The following is a 10,793-nucleotide window of genomic DNA, read 5'->3' as shown; positions in this document are numbered from 1 at the left end:
GTTGCCCCCACCCTTCCCATGCTGCGCATGGGCCCCTTCCCTCCCCCGCTTCGCAGGAGAGGGACAGAATTCCCTCCCCTGCGTTAGCGGGGGAGGGTTAGGGAGGGGGCATTACGTCCCAACACACGCGCTCAAATCGCCATCCGCATGACGTCCTGATAGGCCTGCACCATGCGGTCGCGGATCGACACCACCGTCTGCACGGTCATCTCGGCGGCGAGCACGGAGCGCACGACCTCGTGCGTGCCGGCCTTGCCGGCGACGGCGGAGACGGACATGCGCTCGCCCTCGTTCAGCGTCTCCACCGCCTGCGACACCTGACGGTCGAGGAAGGCGCCGAAGCTGCTCTCCGCGGAGGCCGTCGTCTCGGTGGACGGCGACGCCGCAGCCGCGGGCGGCGTGGCAAGCGCGGCGGCGGGCGCCGGCTGAGCCAGGGGGGCGCGGTGGAGGCCGTAGGCGGCGGCGGCGCGGCCGATGGGTTCGATCATGCTCTTAGGTCTCCTCAGCCGCGCAGAAGGTCGATCATGCGGCTCATCATGCTGCGCGACTGCTCGATGACGTTGACGCTCGCCTCGAAGGACCGGCTGGCCTCGCGCATGTCCATCATCTCGATCAACGGCTGGACGTTCGGGCGCTTGACGTAGCCCTTCTCGTCGGCGGCGGGGTGCGAGGGCTCGTAGACGAGCTGGAAGTCGCTGCGGTCGCGCCCGATCTGCTTGACCTTCACGATCTCCGACCCGGCGGCGCGGTCCATCGTGGTGGCGAAGGACACGGTCTTGCGGCGGTAGGGATCGCCGCCCGCGGTCATGGCGGTGGAATCGGCGTTGGCAATGTTCTCGGCGACCACGCGCAGCCGGGTGCCCTGCGCCTGCAGGCCCGAACTGGCGATCCGCATCGTCGCGGCCAGGGGATCGGTGAGCATGGGAGGGAACTCCGAAGTCGTCAGCCGGCGCGCCAGGCGGCGCGCAGGATCTGCAGGTTGCGCTGGAACAGGCCGGCGGTCAGGGCGAAGGCGTCGCGCGTCTCGCTGCCCTTGTTCATCTCCTGCTCCAGCGACACGGCGTTGCCGTCCGGCGTGGTTTCCCACTGCTCGGGCTTGCGCGCCTCCTGCACCGCGCCGGACGGGTTGAAGCCGGTCAGGTGCATGGGCGAGGTGAGCGCGGGCGCCACCGTCTGAGGGCCGTCCATCAGCGCCGCGAAGGGCTTCAGGTCCTTCGGCTGATAGCCGGGCGTGTTGGCGTTCACGACGTTGGCGGCGATCAGCTTCTGCCGCTCCGCCAAGTAATCGAGGCGCGCGCCGGTCAGCCGAAACACCGAAATATTGCTAAAATCCATTGGAGCGGCCCTATCGCAAAGCCGGAAAGCCCGGAAAGAAAGCAAGGCAGGGCCAAGATGACGCCCGCCGTTTAAAACCGGATTTAAAATGCTCGTGGCAGGATCACCGCATTCCGACACGGCGGAGACGTCCCGGCGATGCGCGTGCTTTCCAACCTTCTGTCCGAGATCGAGCGGATGCCGACCCGATCCTGGCGCGGCGAGATCCGCAGCGCCGCCGGCATGACGCTGGAGGTGGAGGGGCTGCGCCGTGTCCTGGCGGTGGGCGACAAATGCTGGGCGGAGACGGCGCGCGGCCAGCGCCTGCTGTGCGAGACCATCGGCTTCCGCCAGGGCCGCACGCTGCTGATGGCCTTCGACAATCTGGATGGCGTGGCGGAGGGCTGCGCCGCCGTCACCGACGACACCGCCTTCACGCTGCGCCCCGGCCCCGGCTGGCTGGGCCGCGTCGTCAACGCGCTGGGCGAACCGATCGACGGGCGCGGCCCCTTGCGCAACGGTCACCACGCCCGCCCGCTGCGCGCCGCCCCGCCGCCGGCCTACGCGCGCCGCCGGGTCGGGGCGAAGATGGACACCGGCGTGCGCGCCATCGACGTCTTCACGCCGATTTGCCGCGGCCAGCGCATGGGCGTCTTCGCCGGGTCCGGCGTCGGCAAATCGACGCTGCTGTCGATGGTCGCCCGCCACGCCGGAGCCGACGCCATCGTGATCGGGCTGGTCGGCGAGCGTGGGCGCGAGGTGCAGGAGTTCATCCAGGACGACCTGGGCGCCGACGGCCTCGCCCGCTCCGTCGTCGTCGTCGCCACCTCGGACGAGCCGCCGCTGATGCGCCGGCAGGCCGCCTATCTCTGCCTGACCGTGGCGGAGGAGTTGCGCGACCGCGGCCTGCATGTCCTCTGCCTGATCGACAGCGTGACGCGCTTCGCCATGGCCCAGCGCGAGATCGGGCTGGCCGCCGGGGAGCCGCCGACCGCCAAGAGCTACCCGCCCAGCGTCTTCGCCGAACTGCCCAAGCTGATGGAGCGCGCCGGGCCGGGGCAGGAGGGCCAGGGCGACATCACCGGCATCTTCACCGTTCTGGTGGACGGCGACGACCATGACGAGCCCATCGCCGACGCCGTGCGCGGCATCCTCGACGGCCACGTCGTTCTGGACCGCCGCATCGCCGAGCAGGGGCGCTACCCCGCCGTCAACGTGCTGCGCAGCGTGTCGCGCCTACTGCCCGGCTGCCACACGGCGGAACAGAACGCCCTGCTGCGCCGCGCGCGGAGCCTCGCCGCCACCTACGACAACATGCGTGAGCTGGTGCGCATCGGCGCTTACAAGCAGGGCACCGACGCGGAGGTGGACGGCGCCGTCGCGCTGAACCCGGCGCTGGAGGAGTTCCTGCGCCAGGGCAAGGACGACGCCACGCCGTCCCCCGACTCCTTCCGTGTCCTCGACCGCATCCTCGCCGTTCCCGCCGGAGCCACGCCATGACCAACGCCACCGCGCTCGCCGCCCGCGCGCTTGCCCCGACCACCGCCGCACGGGACGCCGTGAAGGCCCCGGCCAAGCACGAGGCGGCGGACCTCAGCCTGGATTTCGGGGACCTGCTGGACGCGGTGAATCCGCTCCAGCATCTGCCGGGGGTGTCGCAGGTCTACCGCCACGCCACCGGCGACGAGATCGGATTGCCGGCGCGGCTGGCCGGCGGCTTCCTGTTCGGCGGCCCCATCGGCCTGCTGGGCAGCGCCGCCATGGCCGCCTTCGAGGCGGTGACCGGCGACGACCCGCTGGGCCATCTCGTCGCGCTGGCGGAGGGCGGCTCGGACGAGACGAAGGCTCCGGCGAAGGACGCGCCGTCCAACGCCCCGCCCCTGCCCTTCCTCGCCGGTCCGGCGCAAGAGCCGCAAACGGAGCCAACGCCGGACCATCGCCCGTCCCCCGCCGTGCTGGCGGAAGCGCTCGCCCGCAAGACGCCGGACAGCGACGCCGCGGCGGATGTCCCGGCGCCCAAGGCGGAGCAGCCCGCCCCGCAAATCCTGGCGAAGCTCTACGAGCTCCACGCCACCCAGCCGGCCGACCGCCCGGCCGTCCGACTCTGACCCGGCTCAGCGCAGCGCCTTCGCCAGCGCGTCCATGAACAGCCGCACCTTCGGCGGCACGAAGCGCGCCGAGGGATGGACGCCCCACACCGCCAGCGGCTCCAACGCCCCATCGGATAGGGTGAGCGCCACCAGCGCGCCGCGCGCCACCTCGTCGCGCACGTCCCACTCGGACAGAACGGCGATGCCGAGCCCGGCAAGGCAGATGTCGCGCAACCCCTCGATGGAGTTGGCGGTGAAGCGCCCGCGCACCCGGATGCGCCGCTCCCGCCCGTCCCCCGCGAAGCTCCAATGGGTCGTGCCGGACAGGCACAGGCACTCGTGCTCCACCAGATCGGCGACGGCGGCGGGCGTACCGCGGGCCGCCAGATAGCCGGGCGTGGCGTAGAGCCCCCGCGGGTTGTCGGCCAGCCGCCGCGCGATCAGCGCGCTGTCCTTCAAATGCGCGATGCGGATGGCGAGGTCGATCCCCTGCCCGACGATGTCCACCACCGTGTCGGTCAGCAGCAGATCGACCGAGACCTGCGGGTTGTCCGTCAGGAACTCCGCGACCACCGGCACCACCACCTTGCGCCCGAAGGCGGCGGAGGCGGTTAGCCGCAGCAGCCCCGACGCCCCGGCGGAGGACGGTCGGACGCTGGCCCGCGCCGCCGCCTCGTTCTCCAGCATCGCCTGGGCGAAGGGCAGCATCGCCTCCCCCTCCGGCGTCAGGGCGAGGGAGCGGGTGGTCCGCTGCATCAGCCGTGCGCCCATGGCCTCCTCCAGCGCGGCCAGCCGCCGGGTCGCCATCAGCGGCGAGATGCCCAGCCGCCGCGCCGCCCCGGCAAGACTGCCGGCCTGGGCGGCTTCCACCAGAACGGCGAGTCCGGCGAGGTCCATTGCTTCATATTCCGATGCACAGGCCATTCATTTTGCACGACTGATGCGGATTGTGAAAGTGCGATAGGGTCCGGTTCAGAGATCATCGCCTTCCCGGCTTCGCTTCATAACCCTCTCCCCTCTGGGGAGAGGGTGACCCGCAGGGCCGGTGAGTGGGTTGCGCTTGTGCCGAACGCACCAACACGCGCAACCCCCTCACCCTAACCCTCTCCCCAGGGGGGAGAGGGGATGTTGGCAAAAGGATCGTGGATTATGAGCATCACCGACACAATGCCCCACACATCGACCCACGCACCCGACCAAACCCGTCTCGGGCGCGGGCTCACCTTCGCGATGGCGACCGCCGCTGGGCTGGCCGTCGCGAACATCTACTACAACCAGCCCATGCTGGGCCTGATCGAGGGCGACCTGCCCGGCCCGCTGACCGGCATGATCCCGACCGCCACGCAGCTGGGCTACGCCGCCGGCCTGCTCCTGCTGGTGCCGCTGGGCGATCTGGTGGAGCGGCGGCGGCTGATCGTCGGGCAGTTCCTGCTGCTCGCCGCGGCGCTGGTCGCGACGGCGCTGGCGCAGGGTCCCGCCCTGATGGTCGCCGCCTCGCTGCTGCTCGGCGTCTCGGCGACGGTGGCGCAGCAGATCGTCCCCTTCGCCGCGCATCTCGCTTCGCCGCAGCGGCGCGGGGCGGCGGTGGGAACCGTCATGTCGGGGGTGCTGACCGGCATCCTGCTCAGCCGCACGCTGGCCGGCTTCGTCGGGACGCACGAGGGCTGGCGCGCCATGTTCTGGCTGGCCGTACCACTGGCGCTGGCTGCGGCCGCGCTGATGGCCGTCATGCTGCCGCGCAGCCACCCGAACGCCACATCCCCCAACACCACCTTGCGCTACCCGGCGCTGATGCGCTCGCTGGTCCATCTGTGGCGGGAGTTTCCGGCGCTGCGGCTGGCCGCGGTCACCCAGGGGCTGCTGTTCGCCGCTTTCACCACCTTCTGGACCATCCTGGCGCTGCGTCTGGCCGAGCCGCGCTTCGGCTTGGGCGCCGACGCGGCGGGGCTGTTCGGCATCGTCGGAGCGGTCGGCATCCTGGCCGCCCCGCTGGCCGGACGGATCGCCGACCGCAGCGGGCCGCACCGGGTGATCCTGCTGGGCACGCTGCTGACGCTCGCCTCCTGGCTGCTGTTCGGGCTGTGGACGTCGGTCGCCGGGCTGGTCGCCGGGGTGATCCTGCTCGACTTCGCGGTCCAGGCGGCGCTGGTGTCGAACCAGCACCTCGTCTACGCCCTGCGCCCCGAAGCCCGCGCCCGGCTGAACACCATCTTCATGGGCGGCATGTTCCTGGGCGGCGCGCTGGGGTCGAGCGCGGCGACGCTGGCCTGGAACGCCGGGGGCTGGACCGCGGTGACCGGCCTGGGCATCGCCGTCGCCACGGCGGCCACCGCCCTGCAGCTCGCCGCGCGGCGCCGGTAGGAGAGATGGGGGCCTTAGCGCCCCCCGCTCCGCGCCGAACGTTCCAGGGAGCGGATGTGCGACAGGCCCGGCAGGATCTCGGAGCGGATGAACTCCAGCCGGCGGACCGGGCCGCCGCCGCTGGAGAAACGGGCCTTCCACAGGGCCATCTTCACCGCCAGCCCGCACAGCACACCGCCGATGGTGACGTGGTGGTTGGTGATCAGGTCGCGGATGCTGCGGAAGCTCTGGGCGTTGATGTTGCGCCAGAAGTCCTTGGAGCGGTTGTCGAAGCTCTCGAACCGCCCGGTGATCGAGGCGGCGATCTCCGTCAGGTCGCGGCCCACCTCGTCGAGCATCCGGGCGTGCCGGGCATCGCGGCGGACCTCGCTGAAGCCGCGCACCGCGTCCATCCAGGCCAGGAAGGCCTGCACGTCGGGCACGATCTCGTCCAGGCACTGCTTGAAATAGGCCAGCGACAGGAAGATGTCGCCGTATTCCTCCAGGAAGGCCGGGATGTCGGCCATGGCGATGTCCAGCCGGTCGGCCATCATGGTCAGCCGGCGGCGCACCTCCGCCAGATCGGGCTCGGCGAACAGGCGGATCAGATCCTCGACATTCTGCACCTGCACGTCGTCGCTGCCGTAGACGCTTTCGATCAGCGGGCGCGTGAAGACGCGCATGTAGCGGGTAAGCTGGTCCTTCCGGCGTTGCGACAGGCGGAGCGCGGCGTGCTCGTCCACCGCGATCTTCAGGCGGCGCAGCTCGATGCGCAGGGAATAGACGTCGAAGCTGGCGGCCTGGGCGATCTGCCCGATCATCAGCAGGTCGCGGTCCAGCTCGGGCGAGCGGTTGCCGAAATGCAGCGGCAACTGGCTGGGCATCACCTGCCCGCTGCCGGCGTGGACGTCGTTGAACAGCTCCACCACCGTCTGGAGCCGGACGTTCTTGATCAGCCGCGCCCGGCGCAGGCCCGGAGTCTCCAGCGGCAGGATGGTCATCGGCAGGATATGAAGGGAGTCGCGGGCCGTGTCCTCGTCCCGGTCGTCCGGGCCGGGCAGCAGGGCCACGACGTGCGGCCAGGTGCCCGGCGGCCTGGCCTGTCGGCTCGGCTGCACAGCCAGTCTCCCGGAATTCGGCTTGCCGGAACGCCGCTCAGAAGCGCGGGAAGTTCAGCAGCGACATGGTGATGGACGGGTCGATGGCGATGATCGAGGAGCGTCCGCGGCTGTTGATCGGCCCGATGTAGGGGAGGTTCGTGGAGGCTCCCGCGGGTCCGCCGTTCTTCAGGTCGTACATGGCCGAGAAGCGGTCCAGGAATTTCGCGACCTTGGCCGGGTCCTTGAAGTCGGCGATGTCGAAGCGCTTCTTCAGCTTGTCGACCAGCCGGTCGAGGTCGCCCAGCGCCGACTGCTCCGGAATGTCGAGCGCGGTGAAGACCACCTTCTGGAGCGCGCGGTCGGCCATCACCTGATACCAGTTGGTGATGCGCGGCGCCTTGCGGTCGAAGTAGAGCGCCAGACGGACCGCCGGGTTGCTCTCCTCCGCCTTCACCTCCAGCGACACGTCGACGTAGCGGTCGACGATGGCCTTGACGATCGCCGGCTCCTTCAGCGTGGCGCCGCCCGTCTCCTTGAAGGACAGGACGGTGGCCATCTCCTTGAACTTGGCGTCGTTCATGCGGTTGGCCAGCGCCTCCGGGTCCTTCACGCCCTGGTCCAGCACCTTGCGGATGAGGGCGCGCGCGTAGGTCTGGCTTTCCAGGTCGAAGGCCACCATGACGAAGCGGTAGAGCTTGTCGTCCTTCAGAAGCTCCTCGGCGCTGGAGATCTTGCCGATGTTCGCCTCGAAATAGGCGATGTTGCGCTTCACGTCGGGCCGCGAGCGGATCATCGCGTCGTAGCGGTCCTGGTTGCGGACGATCTGGCGATAATCCTGGAGCGTGCTCATGCCGTCACCTCCGGGGACTGCGGGCGGCCGCTCTCCTCCCCCGCATCCTCCGCCGGGTCGGCGTAGGACGGCGGGATGCGCAGGATCACCTTGCCGGTGTGGGTGTCGAGCACCTCGGTGGACAGGCGGCCCGTGCCGGGGTCGAGGTTGACGCGGTAGGGCGGGATTGGGTCGGGCAAGATTGGATCGGGCCGACGGCCGTTGTCGGCTTCCGCCGACGCGCGGGACTCCTCGACCACCTTGGTGGCCTTGACGGCTTCGGCCTGGGCGGCGCGCAGCCGGTCGGCCTGACGCTGGCGGGCTTCGGCGATCAGGTCGGCGCTGGCGGTGCCCCGCTCGCCGTTGACGCCGGACACGCCGCCGGTCAGTCCCTGGATGGGGGCGGGCATGGCGGTCACGCCTCCGCGTGGGATTCGGGAACACGCTCGTCCCGCGGGGAGCGCTGCGCGTTCAGCAGCCCGTCCTCGTAGGCCATCACCGGCCGCAGGCAGGCCAGCGCCTTGTAATAGTCGCGGTCGCTGACGTTGCGCATCGCCTGCATGATGCGGTCCTGAATCTCCGGATGCATGAAGGCGGTGTAGAGCTTCGCCATCATGCCGGCGACGACGCTGCCGTACTGCTCCGCGGCCTGGGGGTCCAGCAGCATGCTCTGGATCAGGAAATAGGCGCGGCGGACGGGGGTGTCGGCCTCGTCCTCCTGCATGATGTCGCTGCCGCGGATGATCTGGGCGAAATTGCTGACGGTCAGGGTGTAGCGGCGGTTCTCGTTCTGCACGACGCAGCCGTTGATGACCACGCGCTCGCAGGGCTTGAGGCGGAGCTTAAGCGCCATAGGACGCCTCCATCGGAGCGGGGACCTCCGTGCGGGCCACGCCCTGCAGGCCGCGCATGACCGACCGGTTGATGTCGATCAGCCCGCCCGCATCGGCCTCGCCGCGCAGCACCTGGGTCGTCTGGCGCGCCACCGAGAAGGACAGCGAGACCAGCCCGGCGCGCAGCGCCTCGGGCAGCGCGTTGCCGTCCTCCAGCAGGTCGGCGCGCAGCGTGTTCCAGAGTTCCAGGTTGCGCCACAGCGCGTCCTTCAGCGCCGCCGACCGCCAGCCGGCGTCGCGGTTGGTCTCCAGATCCAGGGTGATGCGGAGGAAGACCAGATATTCGATGCGGCGCGGGTCTTCGCACTCGGCCATCGTCTGCTGGTAGGCGGCGATGCTCATGGTCGCACCTTATGCAACGCGCACGGGGGCGCCGGAAGGGGGCTGGGTCTGGGCGTGAGACGAAAAAGGGCCGGCGCCCCCTCGGGAGAGGGACGCCGGCCGGACCGGGTTAGCGGAACAGCGAGAGAATGTTCTGCGGACCCTGGTTGGCGATCGACAGCGCCTGGGTGGCGAGCTGCTGCTGGACCTGGAGGGCCTGCAGGCGGCTCGATTCCTCGTTCATGTCGGCGTCCACCAGGGAGCCGATGCCCTTGTTCATCGAGTCGGTCAGCTTCGACACGAAGTCGTTCTGCACCGACACGCGGTTCTCGATGGAACCGATCACCGCGGCCTTGCCGATGGCCTTGTCGAGCAGGCCGTTGATGACCTCGAGCGACTTGGTGGCGTTGGAGGTCACGTCGATCTGCGTCAGGTCGGCCAGACCGCCGAAGGCGTCGCTTTCCTTCGAGCCGACCCACAGGCTGTCCACCTTGGCGGTGAAGTTGCCGTCGGTGTTCAGGTCCTGGTCGGTGAATTCCAGCTTGTCGCCGTTGAAGGCCACCTGGAAGTCGCCGCCGGCCCCGGTCAGGGCCGTGTTGACCGCGGTCTCGATCAGGCCCTGGGTGGTCGCCAGGTCGGTGGTGTAGTCGATGCCCGACAGGTCAACCGTCACGGCGGTCTTGGTGCCCGCCTCGTTGGTGACGTTCAGGGTCAGGTTGCCCAGGCCCAGGTTCTGGCCGTCGATGAAGGTCGCTTCCGGCGCGCCGATGGCGATGCCGACGCTGGCCTTCAGGTCGTTGGTGGAGTCCACCTGCTGCTCGATCGTGGCCTTGCCGACGATCGAGGTGACCTGCATGTCCTGGCGCTGGAAGCTGATGTAGCTCGGATCGACCGTGCCGGCGCTGCGGCTCAGCGACGCCAGGATGTCGACGTTCTGGTCCTTGGCCGTGCCGTCGTTGGAGTAGGTGATGCGCAGCAGGTTGTCGCCGTTGAAGGAGGCGTCGGCGGCGGCGCCCTTCACCAGCTTGACGAGCTGGTCGATGTCGTTCTGGATCAGCGACTTGTCGACGCCGTTGGTCTGGCCGGCGATGACACGGGCCTTCAGCGTCTGCAGGTTCTCGACGATGTTCTTGGACGCCACCGACGCGGTGTTGGTCGTGCCCGAACCCAGTTCCAGCGATTCCTTCACCGCCTTGAAGCCGGCGACGTCGGCGCGCATGGTCGTGGCGATCGACCAGTAGGCGGCGTTGTCCTTGGCGTTGTTGACCTTGAGACCGGTCGAGATGCGATCCTGGGTGGTCGCCAGATCGTCGGTCACCCGGCGCAGCGTCTGCAGCGCGGTCATCGCCGAGGTGTTGGTCATGATCGAGGCCATGTGTATCTCCATTCGCGAGATGCAGAGCGCCTTTCTGACGCTGGGGCCGGGTGCGCGGGCCTTCCCACTTGGTTTTTATGGGCGCGCAACCGACCATTCGACTGTGACCGACCCCGTTTAAACCGGAGTAAAAAACCGGAGCCTTTCCAGGGTGACGCAGTCATCTTTTAAAAACGGGCATCTTTTAAAAGTAATGGCGCATTTTATAAAAATGCGGCGACCGCACAGGGCGGCTCAGCGCCCATGCCCCCAAAGGGCCGCGGCCATGGCGTTTTTCAAACGGTCGGAAGAGGGACGTAAGGCGGGGCTTTGAAACGGAGCGCCGTCACTCGGCGGCGACGAGACAGCCAGGGTGCAGGCCGGACGCGGCGAAGGGAATGGCCGGAAAGCGGCGGGCGGCGGATGCGGCGGCCGGGACGGCGGGCGAAGCGGCTTCCTCATGCTCGGGCGGGGCTTCGAACTTGTAGCCGCGACCATAGACGGTCTCGATGTAGCGGGCGCCGCCGGTGGCCTCGGCGATCTTCTTGCGCA

Annotated in this window: 13 protein-coding genes and 1 pseudogene; 3 read left to right on the top strand and 11 right to left on the bottom strand. The window is 69.4% G+C overall.

Annotated elements, in window-relative coordinates; genetic code table 11:
- Positions 1–131 precede the first annotated feature (131 nt).
- The 3 genes from DXK32_RS30780 to DXK32_RS30770 are packed head-to-tail and all read right to left on the bottom strand — an operon-like array spanning position 132 to position 1,335.
- A complete protein-coding gene (locus DXK32_RS30780) occupies positions 132–488 on the bottom strand; it encodes a flagellar hook-basal body complex protein FliE (RefSeq protein ID WP_114861980.1) in 357 nt (118 codons plus the stop codon).
- Between the two features lie 14 nt (positions 489–502).
- Positions 503–922: a flagellar basal body rod protein FlgC gene (gene flgC / locus DXK32_RS30775; protein ID WP_040137944.1), complete on the bottom strand. Its 420-nt coding sequence runs from the start codon at positions 920–922 to the stop codon at positions 503–505.
- A gap of 20 nt (positions 923–942) precedes the next feature.
- Positions 943–1,335: a flagellar basal body rod protein FlgB gene (locus DXK32_RS30770; RefSeq protein WP_040137943.1), complete on the bottom strand. Its 393-nt coding sequence runs from the start codon at positions 1,333–1,335 to the stop codon at positions 943–945.
- Positions 1,336–1,473: 138 nt separating this feature from the next.
- Here DXK32_RS30770 and fliI point away from each other — a divergent pair, with 138 nt between their 5' ends.
- Both fliI and DXK32_RS30760 read left to right on the top strand, forming a co-directional pair.
- Positions 1,474–2,814, top strand: a complete 1,341-nt coding sequence (gene fliI, locus DXK32_RS30765) for a flagellar protein export ATPase FliI (RefSeq protein WP_114861979.1) — start codon at positions 1,474–1,476, stop codon at positions 2,812–2,814.
- Positions 2,811–3,422, top strand: a complete 612-nt coding sequence (locus DXK32_RS30760) for a hypothetical protein (protein WP_114861978.1) — start codon at positions 2,811–2,813, stop codon at positions 3,420–3,422. The genes fliI and DXK32_RS30760 overlap by 4 nt, the downstream gene beginning before the upstream one ends.
- A gap of 6 nt (positions 3,423–3,428) precedes the next feature.
- Here DXK32_RS30760 and DXK32_RS30755 read toward each other — a convergent pair whose 3' ends face one another.
- Complete coding sequence (locus DXK32_RS30755) at positions 3,429–4,301, bottom strand: LysR family transcriptional regulator (protein ID WP_114861977.1); 873 nt, start codon at positions 4,299–4,301, stop codon at positions 3,429–3,431.
- Positions 4,302–4,553: 252 nt separating this feature from the next.
- Here DXK32_RS30755 and DXK32_RS30750 point away from each other — a divergent pair, with 252 nt between their 5' ends.
- On the top strand, positions 4,554–5,765 hold the full coding sequence (locus DXK32_RS30750; protein ID WP_205215871.1) for an MFS transporter: 1,212 nt from the start codon (positions 4,554–4,556) through the stop codon (positions 5,763–5,765).
- Between the two features lie 14 nt (positions 5,766–5,779).
- Here DXK32_RS30750 and DXK32_RS30745 read toward each other — a convergent pair whose 3' ends face one another.
- The 7 genes and pseudogenes from DXK32_RS30745 to DXK32_RS30715 form a co-directional block, all read right to left on the bottom strand.
- Positions 5,780–6,814 (bottom strand): hypothetical protein, encoded by a 1,035-nt coding sequence (locus DXK32_RS30745; protein ID WP_014199647.1) that lies wholly within the window; start codon positions 6,812–6,814, stop codon positions 5,780–5,782.
- Positions 6,815–6,899: 85 nt separating this feature from the next.
- A complete protein-coding gene (locus DXK32_RS30740) occupies positions 6,900–7,694 on the bottom strand; it encodes a DUF1217 domain-containing protein (protein WP_114861976.1) in 795 nt (264 codons plus the stop codon).
- Positions 7,691–8,083 (bottom strand): hypothetical protein, encoded by a 393-nt coding sequence (locus DXK32_RS30735; protein WP_114861975.1) that lies wholly within the window; start codon positions 8,081–8,083, stop codon positions 7,691–7,693. Before DXK32_RS30735 ends, DXK32_RS30740 begins: the two co-directional genes overlap by 4 nt.
- Positions 8,084–8,088: 5 nt before the next feature.
- Positions 8,089–8,526: a flagellar biosynthesis repressor FlbT gene (locus DXK32_RS30730; RefSeq protein WP_114861974.1), complete on the bottom strand. Its 438-nt coding sequence runs from the start codon at positions 8,524–8,526 to the stop codon at positions 8,089–8,091.
- Complete coding sequence (flaF, locus tag DXK32_RS30725; protein WP_114861973.1) at positions 8,516–8,908, bottom strand: flagellar biosynthesis regulator FlaF; 393 nt, start codon at positions 8,906–8,908, stop codon at positions 8,516–8,518. Before flaF ends, DXK32_RS30730 begins: the two co-directional genes overlap by 11 nt.
- A 109-nt stretch (positions 8,909–9,017) precedes the next feature.
- Positions 9,018–10,262 carry a flagellin gene (locus tag DXK32_RS33575; RefSeq protein ID WP_114861972.1) on the bottom strand — a complete coding sequence of 415 codons (1,245 nt, stop codon included), beginning with the start codon at positions 10,260–10,262 and terminating at the stop codon, positions 9,018–9,020.
- A 325-nt stretch (positions 10,263–10,587) separates the two neighbouring features.
- A pseudogene (locus DXK32_RS30715) lies at positions 10,588–10,793 on the bottom strand (DNA-binding response regulator); the annotation flags it as partial.

The organism is Azospirillum brasilense (assembly GCF_003349955.1).
Lineage (GTDB): Bacteria > Pseudomonadota > Alphaproteobacteria > Azospirillales > Azospirillaceae > Azospirillum > Azospirillum brasilense_B.
This window is presented reverse-complemented; position numbering and strand designations above follow the sequence as displayed.